Below are 21658 nucleotides of genomic sequence, written 5' to 3'. Positions count from 1 at the left end.
CGCCGCGGTGGCGGTTGCAGCGACACAAAGAAAAGGGGCCGTCCTGTGAGGGAGCAGAGACGGCCCCGAGTGGCTCGTAGGCCCGGGAGGGGGAGGGCGCGAGCCGGCGCAAGTGGCAGGGCACTTACGTTCAAAACGTTGCAGATCAAACCAGACGCGTATTCCGCAACTCCATGTCGCCTGGCGTGTTGAAAGGACGCGCTACGCGGCCGCGCTGGCCATCCAATCCCTGTCCGCAGCAGGACGGCGCCGCGGCAGCGCTTCGGCTGCGAGAGGCTCGGCCTTGCTGGCGAGGCGCCAGCGTGCCGGAGACTGGCCGCTGATGCGCTTGAAGACGGTCGAAAAATGCGCCTGCGTGCTGAAGCCGACGGCAAGCGCGATCTCGGCCAGTGGCCGCCCGGTCGTCGCGAGCAGCGTCTTCGCGTGCTCGATCCGGTGATTGAGCAGATATTCGCGCGGACGGTAGCCGGTCGCGGCGCGGAATTGTGCTGCAAAGTGCATTCTGGACAGGCCGGCGACATTGGCGAGTTCGGACAGGCTGATGCAGCGGTCGAAATTGTCCGCGATGTATTGCTCGACGCGCCGCAGCCGCCATTTCGGTAAGGCGTTGACCCTGGCGCGCGGCGGCTCCAGCCGGACGAGGTGCATCGCAAGGGTTCGGCCGATGCAGCGTGCGAACTGCTGATCCGCGGCATCGCTGTGCTCGGTCAGCGCCTTGGCGAGCTCGGCGGCGAGCGGGTCGCGCAGCAGGACGAGGTCGCCAAGTCCTTCCGCGGCAGGCAGTTGCGCCGGGAAATGATCAGCGGAGATGTGGAAGTGCAGGAAGGCGCATGGCGCCTGGAATTGTGCGGCGAGAGGCTTCGACGGCGCGCTGACATAGAGTGTCCCTGCGGGCATGGTGCCGTCGAAGATGACCTGGCGGTCACGGGTCAATTTCGCGCGCGTGGTCTTCAGGGCAATGCCGACGAAGTAGCGATCCTCCGGCGTCGTCGCGTCGTGCGACGAGCTGTCTCTGAAATCCTCCCATCGCGAAATCGTGATGTCCTCGATCGCCGCCTCCGGGCTGCGGTCGATCCGGCGCCATCCGCGTTCCCTGGGGATCGCCTGTGCCGCCTGGCGGACCTGGTGATCGCGCGGGTCGGCCTGAAGATCGATCCAGGCAGGCGCCGCCTGCAAGTCGGTAAACATCGCTCGTCCTCTCTTGGCATCACGGCCGCTGGCGGCGACCGGCAAACTCTCAAGCCCAACGCTTTCAACAAGGCTTTCAAGAAGATTTTCCATGCTCGGAGGATAGGCGTGGGCCGGACAAGAAGCCCGTTAGTGATGATTAGGATGTGTTAGATTTTGTGTGCGCGAATATGGTGTGACAGCCCGTCGCAGAGCGGCCGACTTTGTCAAATTTTTCAACGGGCTCTGCGATTGTCTTCGCATAGAAAAGCAAGTCCATATCGTGTCCTCTCCGGGGATATCGCGGCGTTGGGAGGCGCCGTCGCCGGCGCCTCCCGATGCGACCGCATCCAGAATTTAAGAAGCCTTCGCCATCGGCCTGCCCTTGAGGGCGGCGAGCAGCGTCTCCGCGGCCGGGCCCGACGAATGCGGATTCTGTCCCGTGATCAGCTGGCCGGCGCTGACGACGTGCGCGCCCCAGTTTGCCGTTTTCGAAAAGACGGCACCGAGCTTCAACATCTCGTCCTCGACGAGGAAGGGAACGACCTTGGTCAGGCCCACATCCTCTTCCTCGCCGTTGGTAAAGCCTGTTACTTCCTTGCCCTGGACCAGCGGCTTGCCATCGGGCGTCTTGACGTGGCGCAGCGCTCCGGTGGAATGACAGACGACGGCGATGGTCTTGCCGGCGGCGAGGAAGGACTCGATCAGCTTGATCGAGTTCTTGTCTTCGGCGAGGTCCCACATCGGGCCATGGCCGCCCGGATAGAACAGCGTGTCGAAGTCTTCCTGCCGGACGCTGTCGAGGCGGACGGTCTTGTCGAGCTGGGCCTCCGCTGCCGCATCGTTCTCGAAACGGACCGTGAGCTCGGTGCGGAACTCGGGCTCGTTGCTCTTGGGATCGAGCGGCGGGCGGCCGCCCTTGGGCGAAGCGAGCGTGATCTCCGCGCCGGAATCCTTGAAGACGTAGTAGGGGGCTGCAAGCTCTTCGAGCCAGAAGCCGGTCTTGCGTCCGGTGTTGCCGAGCTGGTCGTGGGAGGTGATGACCATCAATACCTTCATGACACGGATTCCCTTGATTGCGTTTGCTGAATGACGCGCTCCCTCCTGATGGAGCACATCGGTGCAAGTCTTCGCCGAGCTGCTGCGTTCGTTCGCCGCTCGCAAACGTAATCTGCACCCAAGTTGGGTCGTTGGCTCGTTATGTGGTGTTAGACATTGCGAGGGCCGCGCGTCGCCGCCGCTACTCGAACACGGCGTCGAAGATCTCGACGTCCATCAGCACCGGCTTGGCAATCACGGTTCCATCAGCCTGTAGCGCCTGCACACGTCGAAGCGTCGGCACCACGATGCCGCCGAAACTGTCATGGGCCCAGGAATGATGTGCGACCTTCATCCCGAAGAGATCGTGATCCGTCCGCCGTTGCAAAGCGCTCTGGTCGAAATAGAAGATCTGCTCGGGCGCGAGCGTGATCAGGTGCGCGGGGAATTGCGCCCGCAGCCGCCGCCAGGTCTCAGGGCCTTCACACCAGGGCGACAGCTCCTCCAACACGACATCGGGATGAGCCAGCAGGAACGGGATCGTCAGATAGTTCCAGATCGCGACACCGCAGAAGAAGACCAGATGCAGTTCGTCCGCGAGCGCGGGGGCACTGGCCTCGGGAAACGCAAGGCTCGGATTGCGCCAGGTTCGCAGCACCTCGCCATCCAGGCTTTCGATCGTGATCGCATCGGGTTGAAAGGAGCCTGAGTGTTCTCCCCCGGTGATGCCGGTGAAGCGGACGGATTGCGTCCGGGTCGAGCCTTCCGCGGTCACATCCTTGAATTCTCTGGCATGTCCGGCACTGGAGAACAGCGTTCCGCCGACGGAAAGGTGGAGCGTGAAACGGTTCAAGCTGTTCCAGCGGCCCAAACCGCCGCTGGCATCGATTACATCGTCGAGAAGAGCCATGTCCCGCCATATCCACCGTGAAACGTCACCACCATGGCGGGGTGCATGCGGCTTGGCGTGTTAGAAGTTGTTAGGAGTTGCGAGCGGGCAGTATGGCGGTATCTCGTTGAAGATACTCTCAATTCAGCGCGCCCAGGAGCTCCCTGGCGGCGACGAGATCACGGCTTTGGAGGCCCTCCTGGTATCGCGCGACGAGCGGCGCGAGCAGATCGCGTGCGTCGCCGGCCTTTCCGGTATGACGCCAGACGCGGCCGAGGCTGATCGCCCCCCGCAGCTCCCAGCCGAGCGCGCATTGCCGGCGCGATAGATCGAGCGATTTCCGGAAGTAATTCTCGGCCTCCGCGGCATTTCCCGATTGGGCCAGGATGTCGCCCCTGACCCTGAGCATCTCCGGCATGTCGAAGGATTCGCCGTGATCGGGGATCTGTGCGATCGCCTCATCGATCATGCGCAAGGCTTCGTCGGGCTGGTCTTGGGAGGCAAGACCCTCCGCGAGTGCGGTCGCAAACACCGTTGTCATGATCCGGTGCCGCGTCGCGTACAGGGTGGCCTGGCTGCGGCGAAGGTGCTCGATCCCGCCAGCGATGTCGCCGCGGCGCAGCAGCAGCTCGCCCTTCTGGCCGATGCCGACCGCATGATAGGGGCCGAGAAAGTGCCGCTCGGCATGGTTGATCAGCCGCTCGATCATGGTTTCGGCATTGGCCCAGTCGCCGACCCAGAGGAACACGTAGATCGTCCAGATCAGGGAAATGCCGAGCGTGAGCGGCTGCTCGAGCAGCTCGGCCTCACGCACCGTGTATCTGGCCGCCTCGATCGCACGATCGGGCCGGCCGGTGAGCCAGAGCCCGCGCGCCAGCGCCACCAGCGCAACGATGCGGTCGTCATAACCGAGATGGCCGATATTCAGCCGCTGCGAGCCGGGATTGTGCACCATCGCGCTCTCGCAGAACTGCACGGCCTTGTCCTGGTTGCCGATCAGGTGATGCGCGACGCCGAGCATCCATTCCACGTTCAGTGTGGCGGCTGGATCATTCAGCTTCCGCGCGACGCCTTCGCCTTGCACGCCGGTCCCGAGCGCGCCGTGAAAATCTCCGACCCTGGTCAGGTAGATGTGCAAGCCGCGCAGCAGCCAGAGCTGCCAGTGCAGGTCCTCGAGCTCTCTGGCCAACTGGAGGCTGCGCGTGAACGCGGAGCGGACCGCCTCCGTATTGCCCTGCGTGAACATCACGGAGACGCCGAGCGCGGCCTGCAACGTCATCTCCTGGCGGCTGTCCATCGCGCCCGTAGCGAGAGGCACCAGCGCCTGCTGTGTCCAGCGGTAGCATTCCGTCAGCAATGTCAGCTCGAGGAAGAACTGGGCCGCCGAGGCCGCCAGATCCACGCCGATCGTCCGGTCGCCGGCATCCGAGAAGCTCCAGGTCAGCGCGGCCCTCACATTGGGCAGGTGGTCGGCATAGGGAAGGAAGCCGCCCGCGCTTTGCATGCCCGTGGATTTGAGCGCGATGTCGCGCAGGAAATCGCGGAAATATTCGGCATGGGCGCGCGCGACGCGGGCCGCTTCCCCGTTCTCGACGAGCTTGCTGCCGACGAAGGCGCGGGTGGTGTCGAGCAGACGATAGCGCAGCCGCCGCTCCGTAGGCGAGGTCGCGATCAGGGACTTGGAGAGCAGGTTCGAGATGGCTTCGACCGCCTCGGATTCGTCGATACCCTGGCAGGACGTGACGGCAAGCGCGGCTTCCAGGGTGAACGGCCCGACAAACACCGACAATCCACGCAGCGTCGCGCTTTCGGCTGCGGGCAGCAAATCGTAGCTCCAGGCGAGCGCCGCGCTCAGGGTCTGGTGCCGCGGGATCGCGCTGCGCCGTCCTCGCCACAGCAGCGAGAAGCGGCTGTCCAGCAACGAGGCGGTCCCGGCAATGCCATAGGCGTTCACACGTCCGGCCGCGAGCTCGATCGCGAGCGCAATGCCGTCGAGCCGCCGGCAGATCTCGGCGACGAGCGGCGCGTCCTCCTCGCTGAGCTCGAATTCGCTCAAGCTCTCGGCAATGCGTTCCACGAAGAGTTGGCTTGCGGGATAGGCAAGGATGTCGGCGATGCCAAGCCCGTCGCGCTCTGGCGGGCAATCCAGCGGAAACAGCCGATGGACGCGCTCACCTTCGGAGCGAAAGGATTCGCGGCTGGTGGCAAGAATATGCAGCGCCGGCGCCTCCTGGACGAGGCGCTCGACCACGGGTGCGAGCTCGTCGAGGATGTGCTCGCAACTGTCGAACACCAGCAGCGTCCGCCGGCTGCGCAGGAATGTCAGCAGGCCCGGCATCGGGTCGTCGGAATTGACGGTCAGGCCCAGGGTGGCCGCAATCGTTCCGGCAACGAGCCGGGCATCCGTCAGCGCTCCGAAATCGACGAAGCTCACCTGGCCCTCGAAGGCCTCGAGCTCGCCGTGCGCGACGGCGAGTGCGACCGAGGTCTTGCCGATCCCGCCGGGGCCGACGATTGTGACGAAGCGATGCAGGGCAAGCTCGGCCAGGATCTTCTCGACGGCCTCGTCCCGCCCGATCATCCTCGCAAGCGGCGAGGGCAGCGAGTGAGGCGAAGAGACAGGCAGGCTGGTCCGGCTCTCCGAAGGTGCAGGGCGAAGCAGCGGGGCGGTGAAACAATAGCCACGTCCGGGGACGTTGATGACGTAGCGGGCCCCTTCGCCGGCTTCGCCCAGGACCTTGCGCAGCGTCGTGATGTGGAAGCGCAGGCTGCCTTCGTCGACCGTCACGCCGGACCAGACCCGCTTGATCAACTCCCTCTTGTCAACGACCTCGCCGGCGCGCTCGGCGAGAAAAATGAGAATGTCGAGTGCGCGGCCGCCAAGGTGAAGCGGGGCGCCGTCCTTCTCCAGCAGCCGCGACTTTGCAAGCAGCCGGAATGGACCGAAGGCAATGGCCGAATCCTGGTCGTTAGTGTCCGGCACGGGCCAATGATTCCAGTGAAAGGGCTGGCGTCTGCGCTTTGATCTAACAGAGCGAGGTTATCAGTAAACGGGCCGAAAGTGGCGAAATCGCGTGGCGATCGCCGAACGCAGGCGGACTATCCCGCCGCGGATTTTGCTTAAACGCGAGCGGTTTACGACGCGACTGCGACAATTCGTCAGCAAGCTTGACCGTCGCGACGACAGCCTCCGCTGCCAAGTCGTGATGCCCCCGATCATAACAGAATCTTGCAACGTCTAACGGGCATAACGCGCGCGATGCATCCAGTATGGCCTTCGAGTTAGGTCCTGTTCCAACGGGGAGGCCATCATGTCCGCTATCGGCTCCATGTCGAACGGCAGTGCCGTTCGATCTCAATTTGTCGCCAGCCTTGACGATCAGTCGCGTGATTGGGAACTCGTGCTGCGGGAGTCCCACCACCGCATGAAGAACACGCTGACGCTGCTGGGTGCGTCAGTCCGTCGCGACTTCACGCGGGCCGGCACCAGGGATGTGTCGCTTGCGGTGGATCGGTTCGAGCGGCGCATCGTTGCTTTCGGCAGGCTCCATCAGCTTCTGTCCGACAACGACGATCAATCGGCCGTCGCCGTCGGGGCCTTCTTCGAAAATCTCTGCGGAGCGCTCTCCGAAGCGGTGCTGGAGCCGGCGGGCGTCCGCTGCGAGGCCGCGATCGAGAGCGGCGTGCTACCGGCATCGCAATGTCATCGGCTCGCGCTGATGCTGACGGAGCTGGTCACGAACGCGGCAAAGCATGCCTTCCCGAACAAGAATGGGGCACTGATCCGCATCGACATGGACAACCGCGACGGCGCGTGGGTCTGCACGGTGGCCGACAACGGGATCGGCGCCACCGGGCCGCTTCAGGGCACCGGCAGCCGCATCCTCGAAGGGCTCGCACGCAGCATCCACGCGCGGTTGCATGGCGAGGCGGGGGAGGGCGGAACGCGGGTGACCATCGTGATGCCGGCTGCTTGAAGATGGACCGTGCCCGCAACCGCTGGCGAGCCCAAGCATTCGATAACGAGCGGCATTCGCCGGTCTGCGCGAAGTTGAGCCTGCAAAGAATGGGTTCGGTTGCGAACCCGTGCCTCACATCAGGGAGTTCGACATGGCCACACTCGAAATCGATCGCGAAGCCGGGACCAAGCCCTCGCCATCGCGCAGCGTCGATCTGAAGCTCGAGGTCGTCGTCATCCCGGTGTCCGACGTCGACCGCGCCAAGGCGTTCTACATGCGCATCGGCTGGCGACTGGACGCCGACTTTGCCTCTGGCGACGACTGGCGCGTGATCCAGTTCACCCCGCCAGGATCGGCCTGCTCGGTGATTTTCGGCAGGAACGTCACGGCGGCAGCGCCCGGCTCGGCGCGCGGCCTGTATCTGATCGTCTCCGATCTGGAGATCGCACGACAAGATCTGCTCGACCGCGGCATCTCGATCAGTGAACCATTCCACGGCGGCGGCGATGTTCACGTCGGGCCGGACGAGCCATATCTGTTCGGCAGTATCCGGGTCAGTGGCGCTGACCCGAAGCGCAGCAGCTACAGCTCGTTCGCCTCGTTCAGCGATCCCGACGGCAATGGCTGGCTGTTCCAGGAAGTCACCGCACGACTGCCCGGACGCATCGCGGCAGACGGCACGAATTTCGCCTCGCAGACCGATCTGGCGGCGGCACTGCGCCGCGCGGCGGTGGCGCACGGCGAGCACGAGAAGCGAACCGGCGGACACGACGACAACTGGGCGGACTGGTACGCCGACTACATCGTGCGTGAGCAGGCCGGTCAGCCGCTGCCGTCCTGAGGTTGCGGCACTCTCCGTTCACGGCGCGCGATGACTTGGTCGTCGCGCGCCGTGTTGCGTTGTATTGCGCGCATCGCAAGATCATCGATTGCTCGCCTCAATCGCGCAGACTCGCAACGGCTAACGCAGTCTAACAATCCATAACGAGCAAATCGGAAGCGCCTGCGCCAATCTCCCTACATGACGAGGCGACGTCTCGATTTCGAATTCGGTCAACGATACCGACCAAAGCAAGGGAGATCCAACATGACCACGCAAGCACGCGCCGACATCCTCAACCCCGATCGCCGTCAATTGCTAGGTCAGGCCGCAATGACCGCCGTTGCCGTCAGCGTTGCGAGCCTGCTGCCGCTGCGCCCCGCAAAAGCGGCTGCGAGCGGCGCAATCCGGCCGTTCCACGTCAGCGTGCCCGAAGAGGATCTGCTCGATCTGCGCCGGCGCTTAGCTGCAACGCGCTGGCCCGATCGCGAGATCGTCGCCGACCAGTCGCAGGGCGTGCAACTGACGACGGTTCAAGAGCTCGTGCGCTATTGGCAGAACGACTACGACTGGCGCAGGATGGAAGCGCGGCTGAACGCGCTGCCGCAATTCGTCACCGAGATCGACGGCGTCGGCATCCACTTCATTCACGTCCGCTCCAAGCACGAGAATGCACTGCCGATGATCGTCACGCATGGCTGGCCCGGCTCGGTCATCGAGCAGATGAAGATCGTCGGCCCGCTCACCGATCCGACCGCGCATGGTGCGAAGGCCGCCGACGCGTTCGATCTCGTGATCCCTTCGCTGCCCGGCCACGGCTTCTCCGGCAAGCCGACGACACTCGGCTGGGATCCCCAGCGCATCGCGCGGGCCTGGATCGTGCTGATGAATCGGCTCGGTTACAGCCGCTATGTCGCGCAAGGCGGCGATTGGGGCAATGCCGTCACGGAACAGATGGCGCTGATCGCGCCGCCGGAACTGCTCGGCATCCACACCAACATGCCCGCGGCCGTCCCTGACGACATCGCCAAGGCGCTTCAGCCCGGCGGGTCGCCGCCGGCCAATCTCCCGGCCGACGAGCGCACCGCCTACGACCAGCTCGACGACTTCTACAAGCGCGGTCTCGGCTACGCGATCGAGATGTCGAACCGGCCGCAGACGCTCTATGGCCTCGTCGATTCGCCGGCGGGCCTCGCGTCCTGGATGCTCGATCACGATGCGCGTAGCGCCGCGATGATCGCGCGCGTGTTCGACGGCAAGGCGGAGGGGCTGTCGCGCGACGATGTGATCGACAACATCGCGCTGTACTGGCTCACCAACACCGCGGTCTCCTCGGCGCGGCTCTACTGGGAGAACAAGCTGGTGTTCTTCGAGCCCAAGCACATCAAGATCCCGGTTGCCGTCAGCGTCTTCCCCGACGAGATCTATGCCGCCCCGCGCAGCTGGGCCGAGAAGGCCTATCCGAAGCTGATGCACTACAACCGGCTCGACAAGGGCGGCCACTTCGCGGCCTGGGAGCAGCCCGCGCTGTTCTCTGCGGAAATGCGCACCGCGTTCCGCCCGCTGCGCCAGTCGATCTGAGCCGAGCAGGGGCGCGCCTGCCGCGCGTCCCCGCCTTCGAACACACATATCAGGAGTGCTAGCAATGAACCGTCCCGAACGTACCTTCACCACTGGGCAGATCCGGCTTGACTCGGCCCCAAGAAGACCCGGCTGCTCAACGACATCATCACCGAGATCGAGACCGACCCGGAGGCTGGGCTTCCACGTCGGACAGATCGGCAGCTGACGGAACCGCTGCGGCGTTCGGCCGGTTGGAATGGTGACAGGCGGTCGTGCCAATGTCGCTTTTCTCCGGTACCGAGCGCCGGCGCTAGAACCAACAAAGACAAGGAGAGATGAGATGATCCGCAAGGCAACAGCAGTATGGAAGGGCACCGGCCGCGATGGCACGGGCCATCTGTCGAGCGAGTCCGGCGTGCTCACTGATACGCCCTATTCGTTCAAGACGCGCTTCGAGAACGAGAAGGGCACCAATCCCGAGGAGTTGATCGCGGCGGCCCATGCCGGCTGCTTCACCATGGCGCTGGCCTTCGGCCTCCAGCTCGCCGGTTTCACGCCGGACGAGCTCTCGACCGAGGCAGCGGTTACGCTCGAGCCCGAGGGCAAGGGCTTCAAGATCAGCAAGTCGGCGCTCACCTTGCGCGCCAAGGTGCCGAACCTTGACGACGCAGGTTTCGCCAAGATCGCCGGCGAGGCCGAGAAGAACTGCCCGGTGTCGAAGGTGCTCAACGCCGCGATCACGCTCGACGCCAAGCTGACCTGACCGCGTCGTCAAACAAGCTACCCATCCGGCCCTGATCGGGAAAACTGAAGCTGTGCGGGCTTCGGGTGCCCCGAGAAGAGCCGGATGGAGATTTGCGACAATGCCCGGCTGACGCCATGTGATATAGAGCGTATCGAATGGCTGGTGCGGGCGAGCGGAGCGATCAATTGGGAGCGGACATATGACGACAGAGCGCGCAATTCTGGCCGGAGGCTGCTTCTGGGGCATGCAGGATCTGATCCGCAAGCAGCCCGGGGTGATTTCGACACGCGTCGGCTACACCGGCGGAGAGGTGAAGAACGCGACCTATCGCAATCACGAGGGCCACGCCGAGGCGATCGAGATCATCTTCGACCCGGCGAAAACGAGCTACCGGACGATGCTGGAGTTCTTCTTCCAGATCCACGATCCCACCACGCTCAACCGTCAGGGCAATGACTGGGGCACGAGCTATCGCTCCGCGATCTTCACGACGAGCGACGAGCAGAAGCGGATCGCGGAAGACACCATCGCCGACGTCGAGGCCTCGCATCTGTGGCCCGGCAAAGTGGTGACCGAAGTCACGCCCGCCGGCGATTTCTGGGAGGCCGAGCCGGAGCACCAGGATTATCTCGAGCGCTATCCGGACGGCTACACCTGTCACTTCATCCGGCCCGGCTGGAAGTTGCCGCGGCGCGCGGCCGCTGTGGGAGGCTAGACCGCATCGTCGCGCATGGCGGGGGACAGGCCGAGCAGCGCCGCCTCAGCTTCGGAGCTGTGCGATCAGACCTTGGGCCTCGCGCATGTCAGCGGTGCGGGATCCCTCGGTCAGCGGCCGGCAAACGGTTTCCAGAACCTCCAGCGCCTCCGCATCGCGGCCTTGTCCCAGTCTGAACCGCGCAATGCTGATGGCGCATCTCAGCTCCCACGATCGTGCGCCCTGCTGCGTTGCGATGTCCATCGCTTCGCGAAAAGCCGCTTCGGCGGCGGGCAGGCCCTTCGTCTGCTTGAGCATCAATTCGGCCTTGATGCGGATCAGCTCCGGCAGATACCAGCGCTCCTGGCGGTCGTTGCAGCGCGCCAGGATGTCCTCGATCATCTCCAGGCCGCGATCGGCCTGGTTGGCCTCGCCAAAACAGGCGGCAAGCTCCCCAAGCAAGGGAAGAAAGCGCGGCAGGAAGCGCGCATCGCCGGCGCGGTTGAGCTCTTCGCGCAGCAGCGGCAGACCGGTTGCGATGTCGCCGCGCTTGGCAACGACCGCCGCGTTGAAGGCGCGTGCCCACAGGCCCCACAGCCGGATCGCGTGCCGCTCGGCGTGTTCGAGCAGCTCGGTGCCGTGGCGTTCCGCGGCGTCGAAATCGCCGGCCCAGAAGGCGATCGGGCAGGCCGCCTGACCCAGCACGCTACAGAAGGTCAGCGCGTGGCCGTTGGCGAGGCCTTCCTCGATGTTTCGCGCGGCCAGCGCCTGCGCTTGGTCGGCGAGGCCTTGCAGCCAGAGAATGCGGGCCCGGAAATATTGCGTCGATATCCTGAGATCGAGCGGGAAGATCTTCGGCTTCTCCGCCAGCACATGCAGCGATGCGTTCACCCGGTCGATGTGCTCCCGCGCGTCGTTCTGGTCTCCGAGATAGTGCAGCGCGACGGCCATCAGCCGGTCGCCCAGCATGAGATCGGACTTGTCGGGAGAGTTCGCCGCCGCCTTCGCAAAACGATCGGCGAGTGCGCGGGCCTTGCCGAACTGTCCGTTGTTGAACTGGTCGATGCACAGGCCCCAGAGCGCGCGCAGGCGGAAATCCTTGTCGTCGAGCCTGTCGGCCAGCTCGAGAGTCGTCTCGAGGATCGGGCGCGCCTCGCGCGCACGGCCCTCGCCATACATCAGCGACCAGCCGAGCGCCGACAGGAGCTGCATGCGGACGCGGTCGTCGCCGCCGTCTCCGAGCGCGGCGAGTGCCGTTCTCGTGCGCTCGCGGCATTCGGCGAACAGCGAAAGCCGCACCCACAACGTGACCGCGGCCGCCGTCAGCGCGATTCCCAGCGCCGGATCGCCGTCAGGCCCGAAGGCCCAGTTCAGCGCCGCCCGCACATTGTCCAGCTCCGCACCGTAGACGTGCAGCCATTCGGGCAGCGGCGTCGACGTGTCGGCCTCGGCGCGCTGGAAGAAATCGCGAAAATGCTCGGCGTGGCGCCGCGCGAACTGTCTGGTTTCACCGAGCTCGTTGAGCTTTCCATGCGCGTAGGTGCGCGTGGTGTCGAGCAGGCGATAGCGCAGCGTGCGCGAGCCGGACGGCGAGATCAGCGATTTGGTGACCAGGCTGTCGATCGCCTCGAGCGTCTCCGATGCGCTGAGGCCGTCGCCGGCCGCGACCGTGGCAGCCGCCTCCGGCGCGAAGGGCCCGGCGAACACCGACAGTCGCCGCAAGGTGGCGCTCTCGGCCGCGGGCAGCAGGTCGTAGCTCCAGTCGAGGGCCGCGGCGAGCGTCTGGTGCCGCGGCACGGCCGTGCGCCGTCCGCGCCATTGCAGCGAAAAACGGCTGTCGAGCAGGGAAGCCGTGCCTGCGATGCCATAGGCATTGACGCGGCCCGCCGCGAGCTCGATCGCCAGCGCAATGCCGTCGAGGCGCCGGCAGATGCTCGCGACGAGCGGCGCTTCTTCTGCGCTGAGCTGGAACGGACCCGAGCTCTGGGCAATACGCTCGACGAAGAGTTGGGCCGCGGGGTAGGTGAGGACCTCGGCGACATCAAGGTCTTTCCGTTCCGGCGGACAATCCAGCGGGAACAGCCGGAAGATCCGCTCGCCTTCGCTCCGGAACGACTCGCGGCTGGTGGCGAGAACACGAAGCTGCGGCGCTTCGCGAACGATGCGCTCGACCAGCGGGGCCAGATCATCCAGCACGTGTTCGCAGCTGTCGAAGATCAGCAGGGCCGGGCCGGTCTTGAGAAATGTCAGCAAGGCCGGCGTCGGGTCCTCCGCGTTGATGGTCAGCCCGAGCGCGGAGGCGATGGTGGTTGCAATGTGGCTGGCATCCCTCAGCGGGCCGAAATCGACAAAGAAGACGCGGCCGCCGAAATCCTGGGAACGCCGATGCCCGACGGTGACGGCGACCGCGGTCTTGCCGATCCCGCCCGGGCCGACCACGGTCATGAAGCGATAGAGCGACAGTCCGTTCGAGATCTTCTCGATGACCTCCTCTCGTCCGATCATCTTCGCGAGCTGAACGGGCAGGGAGCGAGGAGGGGCGACGTCGGGGGAGACCGGCGCGACCGGAGGGGCCGCTTGAGCGAGCGAGGCGACGAAGCAATAGCCGCGGCCGGGCACATTGACGACATAACGGGCCGACTTGCCGGTGTCGCCGAGCGCCTTGCGCAGCGCTGCGACATGGAAGCGCAGGCTGCCTTCGTCGACATTGACGTCGGCCCAGATGCGCTTGACCAGCTCTCTCTTGTCGACGACTTCACCGGGGCGTTCGGCAAGGAAGATGAGAATATCGAGCGCGCGGCCGCCGACATGAAGCGGCGAGCCCTCCTTCTCCAAGAGCCGGGACTTTGGAAACAGCCGAAATGGCCCAAATGAAATGGCCGAGTCTTCGTTGTGGTCTGGCACGCGCCACTGCCCCCTCGGCGGGAGTCAAAAGGTATTTCGTTCTGGTCTACCAGAACGAAGCGTACAGTAAACTGGCCGAAAGCAGCATGGCTGGCAGACCTGCGCAGATCGCTTGGGGGGCTTCGGCTTGCCGAAATAAGACTTTGAACGGAAGGGGTTAGGTCGCCATGCCATGGCGATGGCGCCGCGGCTTGTCCGGACGGAGCATTGACGGCGGCGGCGGATTGCTGCGATTGGTCGGTCCGGGAGCCGGTCCCGCCTCGACAGTGACTACCGACTTCCGGAATTCGGTCATGCCTTCCTTCTCGCGGCGACGGTTCGTCCATGCGTTATCCGGCGCAGCGGCGTTGGCGGCGCTACCACGCAGCGGGCAGACCGCGGATTATCCGTCCCGCCCCATTCGACTGGTGATTCCGTATGGCGCCGGCGGATCTGGCGACCAGATCGGACGTCCCTGGGTCGACAGGATGTCAGCGCTGCTCGGGCCGACATTCGTCGAGTACATCGGCGGCGCCGGTGGCGCGATCGGGACCGCGGCGGTCGCGCGCGAGGAGCCCGACGGCTATTCGCTGCTGCTCGGCAACGGCAGCACGCAGGTCATCATTCCCCTGACCTCGTCAAATCCCGGTTATTCCGTCGGCGATTTCCGCGCCATCTACCGCCTGATCAACAGTGCGCTGGTTTTTGCCATCCATCCGTCGGTGCCTGCCGCAAATCTGCGCGAGCTGATCGCCTATGCGAAGGCCAATCCGGGCAAGCTGTCCTACGGGACGCCCGGGATCGCCACCGGCAATCATCTCGTCGGGGAAACGTTCAAGCAGCAGGCGGGCGCACTGGACATCGTTCACGTTCCCTATCGGGGCATCGCGCAGGCCAGCAACGACCTCGTCGCCGGCCAGATCTCGCTCGTCATTGCCGTCATGTCGGTCCAGTTGCAGCAACTGAGCCAGGCCGGCAAGATCCGGCTGCTTGCGGTCACGACCGAAAAGCGGCTGAGCGGCGCGCCTGATATTCCGACCGCCGTCGAATCCGGCATGCCGGATCTCAGATATGAGGGATGGTTCGGTCTGTTCGCACCCAAGCTCACCGACGATGCGATCATCGACCGGATCGCACAGGCGACGCGCCTGGCCATGACTGACGCTGCGCTTCAGGCAAGCTACCGCGCCCAGGGTATGGAGCCCGACAGCGATTCCAGCCCCGACAAGTTCCAGCGCATCGTCGATGCGACGTCGGCAAGCCTCGCGCCCGTCATCAAATCGATCGGACTGGGCAATCTGTAGGGCCGCTCACGCGTCGACTGGTGATACCTCGCGCTGCTTCGTCGTGACGATGCGCGCCGACAGCGTGACGAGGCCCATCAGCACAGCCAGGAGCCAGAACGCCGTCGGCAATCCGCCGATACGTGCGACGAAGCCGACGCCGGCGGGACCAACGAGGATGCCGGCGTAGCCTGCGGTCGTGATCGCCGCGACGGCGAGCCCCGTGGGCATCACCGTCTGCCGGGCTGCCCGGCGGAACAGCACAGGCACGAGGTTCGAGGCGCCGAGGCCGATGAGCAGGAAGCCGGCTATGGCGACCGCCGCAACCGGAGCGGTGAGCAGCACCGCGAAGCCCGCGACCGCGATGATGCTTCCCCAGAACAGCGTCGTGCGATCCCCGATGCGCGCAACCACGGCGTCGCCGCCGAGCCGCCCCATCGTCATCGCGATCGAGAACACGATATAGCCGATCCCGCCTTGCGCCTCGGAGACGAGGCCAGCGTCAATGACGAGAAGTGCGCCCCAATCGAGCATCGCGCCCTCGACCAGGAACGTGATGGCGCCGAGCAGCGCGAGCAGAAGCACGGAGCCGTGCGGCAGCACGAACAGCGGTCCGTCCTGTACCTGCACGGAGCGGAGCAGGCGCGGCCAGGTGATCAGCATCGCAATCAGCATCAGGACGGAGCAGATCAGCGTGCAGGCGAGGGCGCCGAGCTGCAAGGAGAGCAGCGCGGTCATCAGCGCGGATCCGGCGAAGCCGCCGATGCTGAACAGCGCATGGAAGCCGGACATCAGCGGACGTCTCGCTGCGCGCTCCACCTCCACCGCGTGGATGTTCATGGCGACGTCGATGGAGCCGAGCGCGGCGCCGAAGCCGAAAAGTGCCAGCGCCAGCGCTGCCGGCGAGCTCGCGATGGCCAGCAGAGGCAGGACCAGGGCGAGACCGAGCCCGCCGGCGATGATGATCGGCCTGCTGCCATAGCGCGCGCTCATGATTCCGGTCAGAAGCATGGCGACGACCGAGCCGATGCCGAGGCTGAGCAGCAGCAGGCCGAGAACGCCGTCGTCGACGCCGAGCCGTGCCTTCGCAAACGGCACCAGCGGCGCCCAGCACGCGATGCCGAAGCCCGCGACGAGAAAGGCAAGTCGCGTCGCAAGCCGTGTCGCCGGCCGGTCGGCAGAAGTCATGAGAACTCCGGAAAGCAGGGGGCAAGGAGGGCGCAATCGACAGGCCCGACGATTGCCGCGACTTTATGTCCTGATGTGCACGATTTGTTGCAGCAGGTCCCCGAACGCTGCAAGTGGAGGCGCAGGCCCCTGGGCTCGCCCGTCGGGCAAAACACCGGCCCTGTCTCGCCGCCCCGTCAATCCCTTTTCATAAAAATATTCTACTTTACCGAAATTCGGATTTGTCGTATGTGTTACCCATCCCGGCTCATCCTTGAGGGGCGATCATGTGGTCGTCATTTTTCGCGAGCCGGGCTTGCGGTGGACGCGGCAGCGTCGGGTACGAGAGGTTAAGGCAGGGCGGATTGCTCTCCGTGAGCCCGAGGCCACGTACCGACGAGCGGCGCTGTCAGGTTCGTCTCGCCAGCAAGTTTCCGGCTCCGTCGACAGGGCCGGGAAAACTGCGGCGAAATGGCGGGCCGTGCGTACGGCAAAACCGTGTGGTCCTGGCCGTCGTTGCTACGGTCAAGCTCTTGCGGATGCGGCAGTCGCGTCAACCGGCGCGGCGTCGGTGAATTCCGCGAAGGCGAGGGAGGCCAGCAGGAACTCGGCTCCCGGGAGAGCACGGCATAAGCCGTCCAACCACTGCGCAGGGAAGGCCGAGTGATTGGCTACACCTGTATGCTGCTGTGCGGTTCTTCCTGCGTGTGCTTTTCGCGCAGCAGACCGCGGGTGCTAGGTCAGCACCCGGCCTTCCCTGCGCCCTCTTGGACAAGAGGGTGGAGAGACGAAGCAAAGCTCGGGCGAATTGCGCCGCGAGGACGGGAAGGCGTGTCTGTAACCACACACTCGCCGTCATCGCCCGGCTCGACCGGGCGATCCAGTATCCCAGAGACTGCTGTGATTGAGCCGAGAGGCCGCGGCATACTGGATTCCCCGCCTGCGCGGGAATGACAGTGGTACTTGGAGAAGAAGCCGATGCCTCATACTCCGTCATTGCGAGCGTAGCGAAGCAATCCAGAATCCCTCGGCGGTTACAGTCTGGATTGCTTCGCTACGCTCGCAATGACGAGGTGGAGGGAGCGTGCGCCTCAATATTCGATGCGTGCCCCGGACGCAGCGCAGCGCCCTTCAGCGGTGCGCTGCAGAGCCGGGGCCCATGTCTCCGAGAGCGCTATCTCTGGCTTCTGGGTCCCGGCTCAGCGCGGCAACGCCATAAGCGCGTTTACGCGCGTCTTCGACGCACTATGCGCGTTGCAGCTTGTCCGGGACACGAGAGTGAGTGACGACGATCCCCCTTGCTCCGTCATTGCGAGCGCAGCGAAGCAATCCAGAGTCTTTCCGCGGAGAGATTCTGGATTGCTTCGCTGCGCTCGCAATGACGATGTGGAGACAGCGAGCAGCACACTATGACCGTCACCCCCGCGCAACGGCGAAGCCGTTGTCGCTGGAGGTACGCGTTCCGCGGCGCATCGCGCCGTGGAGCGAGCCTCGAAGGGCGACGGCCCGGCTGCATCGGGGCCGCGCATCCTTCGAGGCTCCGCTTGCGATGCTTCGCATCGCAAGCCTCGCACCTCAGGATGACGGAGCCAATAGTGTCGTCATTGCAATGACGAGGTGGAGGGAGCGTGCGCCTCAATATTCGATGCGTGCCCCGGACGCAGCGCAGCGCCCTTCAGCGGTGCGCTGCAGAGCCGGGGCCCATGTCTCCGAGAGGCTATCTGTGGCTTCTGGGTCCCGGCTCCGCGCCGCAACGCCATAAGCGCGTTTACGCGCGTCTTCGACGCGCTATGCGCGTTGCAGCTGTCCGGGACACGAGAGTGGGCAATGACGATGTGAGGCGAATCCCGTTGAACGTGCGGTGAGCGAGTTTGGAACGGTTCGAGATGCGTTTGAAAAACTTGAGTCGCTCGCATGTCGCATGCGGCAGATGCGCGCACGCGGGCGTCGTCTCCGCTTTGCGTGCGATCGCGGCCTTGCGTCGGCGGAGCATTGCCGCATGCGACACGACATTGCCGGTCGCCTCGCTCGTCGAGGAAACCGCCGAGATTGCCGAAGGCGAGTTACCAGGAAATCGGGATTCGCTGCGCAAATCCGCCGAGATCCGAGTCGGGGCTCAGAGGCTGGCGATCGAGCGGCCGGTTGTTGTTCCCGCGGGCGAACGACGTGCCGGGTGGAAAAGCGTAGTCGCTGAACTTGCGCTCGCCGGGAAGCACCTCGGTGCCTCCATCGAGCCAGGACCGCTTGCTGACATAGATGCGCGTATGCGAACCGGACTGGTAAGACCGGTTGGGGCCGCGCGGACCGTACTCGTAGACGGTGTTTTGCGTCGTCGGTTGTCGATCGCGCTTGCCGGCGGTGGCGGCGTGAGCGGGGACGGTCGAGACGAGGACGGCAACCAGCGTCAGTCTGGTCATGACGATCGCATTCATCGGCAAATATTCCATACGGCTTTTCCTGATGCCGACGCCTCTCGCATCGGCCTTGCAGCGTGTAAACAATTCACTTTTTGCGCGATGTTGCTGGGCGCCCGCCCGGGCGGGCGCGCGCACGAGAGCCGCCATGCCGGATCAAGTGCATTTGGCTTGAGCCTTCCGATCGTCACGGTTGTCACGCTGGCGCGTGCCGGTGCGACTGATCGGCCTCATCAAATTCAATGCGCGGAAATATCCAGCAACTTCAGGGCCACACCGCGGCCACAGCTTTCCCGTTTCAGAGCAGGTCATGTGCTCTTGAGGTGTGGAATGTCGGTTTTGCGAGCCTGGCTGATCGCGGCGGTGATGAGTGGCGTGTCGATTGCGAGTTCGTTTCCCTTTGCGCTGCTGCCGCAGCCGGCGGCCGCGCAGGCGGTGGAGACGATCGTCGTCGAGGGCAATCGCCGCGTCGAGGCCGAGACGGTCCGCTCCTACTTCAGGCCCGGCCCCGGCGGGCGCCTCGATCAGCCCGCCATCGACGACGGACTCAAGGCGCTGATTGGCACGGGTCTGTTTCAGGATGTGAAGATCAGCCAGGCGGGCGGCCGCATCGTGGTGTCGGTGGTGGAAAATGCCGTGATCGGCCGCGTCGCCTTCGAGGGCAACAAGAAGATCAAGGACGAGCAGCTCTCGGCCGAAATCCAGTCCAAGCCGCGCGGGACGTTCTCGCGCGCGCTGGTGCAGTCAGACACGCTGCGCATCGCCGAAATCTATCGGCGCTCGGGCCGCTACGACGTGCGCGTCACGCCCGAGATCATCGAGCAGCCGAACAACCGCGTCGACCTCATCTTCACGGTCGAGGAAGGTGCCAAGACCGCAGTCAAATCGGTCGAGTTCATCGGCAACAGCGCCTATTCGGCTGCGCGCCTGCGCGACGTGATCAAGACGCATGAGAGCAATCTGCTCAGCTTCCTCGGCAACAACGACATCTACGATCCCGATCGCGTCGAAGCCGACCGCGACCTGATCCGCCGCTTCTATCTCAAGAATGGCTTCGCCGACGTCCAGGTCGTGGCCGCGCTCACCGAATACGATCCGGAGAAGAAGGGCTTTCTCGTCACCTTCAAGATCGACGAAGGCCAGCAATATCGCGTCGGATCGGTGGACTTCCGTTCCAGCATCCCCAATTTCGACGCGAACTCGCTGCGCGTCTATTCGCGCGTCGGCGCCGGCTCGCTCTACAACGTCGAATCGGTCGAGAAGTCGACCGAAGAGATGCAGATCGAAGCATCGCGCCGGCTATTCGTTCGCCGTGGTGCGGCCGAGCGGCGACCGCAATTTCGAGGCGCATACGGTGTCCGTCGTGTTCAACATCGACGAAGGCCCGCGCACTTATATCGAGCGCATCAACCTGCGCGGCAACACCCGCACGCGTGACTACGTGATCCGGCGCGAATTCGACCTCTCCGAGGGCGACGCCTACAACCGCGCGCTGGTCGACCGCGCTGAGCGGCGGTTGAAGAACCTCGACTACTTCAAGAGCGTCAAGATCGTGACCGAGCCGGGCTCCTCCAGTGACCGCGTCATTCTGGTCGTCGATATGGAAGAGAAATCGACCGGCGACTTCTCGATCTCGGGCGGCTACTCCACGAGCGACGGCGCATTGGCCGAAGTCTCGATCGCCGAGCGCAACCTGCTTGGCAAGGGGCTCTACGCCAAGGCGTCCGTCAGCTACGGCCAGTATTCGCGCGGCATATCGCTGTCGTTCGTCGAGCCCTATCTGCTCGATTACCGTCTTGCGCTGGGAATGGACGTCACCTGGCGCCAGCAATTGTCGAACAGCTACACCAGCTACGGCGTGACGACGCTGGGATTCTCGCCGCGCCTGGGCTTTGCGCTGCGCGAGGATCTCTCGCTCCAGCTGCGCTACTCGCTCTATCAGCAGAGCATCACGCTCGCCAGCGCCTATAACAACTGTAACAACAACGCGGCCAACACGTCGCTGGCGTACAACCCGACACCGGCCTACGTCAAGAACGTCCTCGGCGGCGTGGATCCGACCAATTCCACGGATTCGGGCGTTTATGGCTACGGCTGCTACGGCGACGGCGAGTCGAGCCTGCCGGTCCGGAAGGAACTGGCAAACGGTCGGACCTGGACGTCGTCGCTTGGCTACACGCTGACCTACAACACGCTCGACAACACCAAGAACCCGACCGACGGATTGCTGATCGACTTCCGACAGGATTTCGCCGGCGTCGGCGGCGACGTGACCTATCTGAAGACCGCGGTGGACACCAAGTACTACACGCCGCTCGTCTCCGAGATCGTCAGCGTGATCCACCTCCAGGGCGGTATCCTCAGCAAGATCGGCGACCAGGATCTGCGCATGCTGGATCATTTCCAGATGGGCCCGAACCTCGTGCGCGGCTTCGCCTCCAACGGCATCGGTCCCCGCGACATCACCTACCTCAACTACGGCTCCAGCGGCGATGCGCTTGGCGGCACGAAATACTGGGGCGCGTCCCTGGAGTTGCAGATGCCGTTCTGGTTCCTGCCCAAGGAGGTCGGCCTGAAGGGCGCGGTCTACGCCGACGCCGGTTCGCTCTGGGGATACCAGGGACCGACATCATGGTCGGCCACGGGCGAAGTCAACACCAAGGCCTGCCCGACCTGCGGGCTGCAATATGACGATGGCAACGTGGTGCGCTCGTCAGTCGGCGTCGGCCTGATCTGGGCTTCGCCGTTCGGGCCGCTGCGATTCGACTATGCCGTGCCGCTGACGAAGGGCAAATACGACAACGTCCAGGAGTTCAGGTTCGGCGGCGGCACCTCGTTCTAGCGATGCGATACCTGCACGGGACGTCGCGGCATTTTGTCGTGCATTTGTGAAAATGTGTGATCGGCCTTCCGGATGGGCGGAACATGAAACCACGTTGAAGTTGCTGCGAAATCGTCCTGTTTCGCCGATGTGAATGTGCCGGAGCGACTGCTGTTTGCCTCGTGCGCGCGTGGACAGCCGTTGGCGGATGTCGG

13 protein-coding genes and 1 pseudogene are annotated in these 21658 nt (G+C 64.6%); 7 read left to right on the top strand and 7 right to left on the bottom strand.

Features of this window, described 5'->3' with window-relative positions:
* Positions 1–201: 201 nt before the first annotated feature.
* The 4 genes from XI09_RS33310 to XI09_RS33295 all read right to left on the bottom strand — a co-directional run bounded on the left by XI09_RS33310 (position 202) and on the right by XI09_RS33295 (position 6077).
* Positions 202–1188, bottom strand: a complete 987-nt coding sequence (locus XI09_RS33310) for a helix-turn-helix domain-containing protein (RefSeq protein ID WP_271570638.1) — start codon at positions 1186–1188, stop codon at positions 202–204.
* A gap of 336 nt (positions 1189–1524) precedes the next feature.
* Complete coding sequence (locus tag XI09_RS33305) at positions 1525–2226, bottom strand: type 1 glutamine amidotransferase domain-containing protein (RefSeq protein ID WP_271570637.1); 702 nt, start codon at positions 2224–2226, stop codon at positions 1525–1527.
* A gap of 181 nt (positions 2227–2407) precedes the next feature.
* On the bottom strand, positions 2408–3115 hold the full coding sequence (locus XI09_RS33300) for a hypothetical protein (protein ID WP_271570636.1): 708 nt from the start codon (positions 3113–3115) through the stop codon (positions 2408–2410).
* Positions 3116–3233: 118 nt separating this feature from the next.
* Positions 3234–6077: an ATP-binding protein gene (locus tag XI09_RS33295; protein WP_271570635.1), complete on the bottom strand. Its 2844-nt coding sequence runs from the start codon at positions 6075–6077 to the stop codon at positions 3234–3236.
* A 328-nt stretch (positions 6078–6405) separates the two neighbouring features.
* On the opposite strand from XI09_RS33295, the gene XI09_RS33290 reads away from it, so the two are divergent.
* The 5 genes from XI09_RS33290 (at position 6406) to msrA (ending at position 10896) form a co-directional block, all read left to right on the top strand.
* Positions 6406–7071 (top strand): sensor histidine kinase, encoded by a 666-nt coding sequence (locus tag XI09_RS33290; RefSeq protein WP_271570634.1) that lies wholly within the window; start codon positions 6406–6408, stop codon positions 7069–7071.
* Positions 7072–7204: 133 nt separating this feature from the next.
* Positions 7205–7894: a VOC family protein gene (locus tag XI09_RS33285; RefSeq protein ID WP_271570633.1), complete on the top strand. Its 690-nt coding sequence runs from the start codon at positions 7205–7207 to the stop codon at positions 7892–7894.
* Positions 7895–8140: 246 nt separating this feature from the next.
* Complete coding sequence (locus tag XI09_RS33280; RefSeq protein WP_271570632.1) at positions 8141–9454, top strand: epoxide hydrolase family protein; 1314 nt, start codon at positions 8141–8143, stop codon at positions 9452–9454.
* A 322-nt stretch (positions 9455–9776) separates the two neighbouring features.
* Positions 9777–10199, top strand: coding sequence for an OsmC family protein (locus XI09_RS33275; RefSeq protein ID WP_027546167.1), 423 nt, complete (start codon positions 9777–9779; stop codon positions 10197–10199).
* 181 nt (positions 10200–10380) lie between these two features.
* The gene (msrA, locus tag XI09_RS33270) at positions 10381–10896 is read left to right on the top strand and encodes a peptide-methionine (S)-S-oxide reductase MsrA (protein WP_271570631.1); all 516 of its coding nucleotides are present in this window, start codon (positions 10381–10383) and stop codon (positions 10894–10896) included.
* A 45-nt stretch (positions 10897–10941) separates the two neighbouring features.
* Here msrA and XI09_RS33265 read toward each other — a convergent pair whose 3' ends face one another.
* Positions 10942–13779 (bottom strand): ATP-binding protein, encoded by a 2838-nt coding sequence (locus XI09_RS33265; protein WP_271570630.1) that lies wholly within the window; start codon positions 13777–13779, stop codon positions 10942–10944.
* 293 nt (positions 13780–14072) lie between these two features.
* Between XI09_RS33265 and XI09_RS33260 the strand changes: the two genes are divergently transcribed.
* The gene (locus XI09_RS33260) at positions 14073–15062 is read left to right on the top strand and encodes a Bug family tripartite tricarboxylate transporter substrate binding protein (RefSeq protein ID WP_271570629.1); all 990 of its coding nucleotides are present in this window, start codon (positions 14073–14075) and stop codon (positions 15060–15062) included.
* Between the two features lie 6 nt (positions 15063–15068).
* Here the strand turns inward: XI09_RS33260 and XI09_RS33255 are convergent, their stop codons facing one another.
* Together XI09_RS33255 and XI09_RS33250 are read right to left on the bottom strand one after the other, a co-directional pair.
* The gene (locus XI09_RS33255; RefSeq protein WP_271570628.1) at positions 15069–16229 is read right to left on the bottom strand and encodes an MFS transporter; all 1161 of its coding nucleotides are present in this window, start codon (positions 16227–16229) and stop codon (positions 15069–15071) included.
* Positions 16230–18271: 2042 nt separating this feature from the next.
* Positions 18272–18655 carry a hypothetical protein gene (locus tag XI09_RS33250; RefSeq protein ID WP_271570706.1) on the bottom strand — a complete coding sequence of 128 codons (384 nt, stop codon included), beginning with the start codon at positions 18653–18655 and terminating at the stop codon, positions 18272–18274.
* 297 nt (positions 18656–18952) lie between these two features.
* On the opposite strand from XI09_RS33250, the pseudogene bamA reads away from it, so the two are divergent.
* Positions 18953–21464 (top strand): annotated as a pseudogene (gene bamA, locus XI09_RS33245) (outer membrane protein assembly factor BamA).
* The last annotated feature ends 194 nt before the right edge of the window (positions 21465–21658 follow it).

It is taken from the genome of Bradyrhizobium sp. CCBAU 11386 (assembly GCF_028128955.1).
In the GTDB taxonomy this organism is placed as follows: Bacteria; Pseudomonadota; Alphaproteobacteria; order Rhizobiales; family Xanthobacteraceae; genus Bradyrhizobium.
Note: the sequence above shows the minus strand (reverse complement) of the source record. Positions and strands in the feature narration are given on the sequence as shown.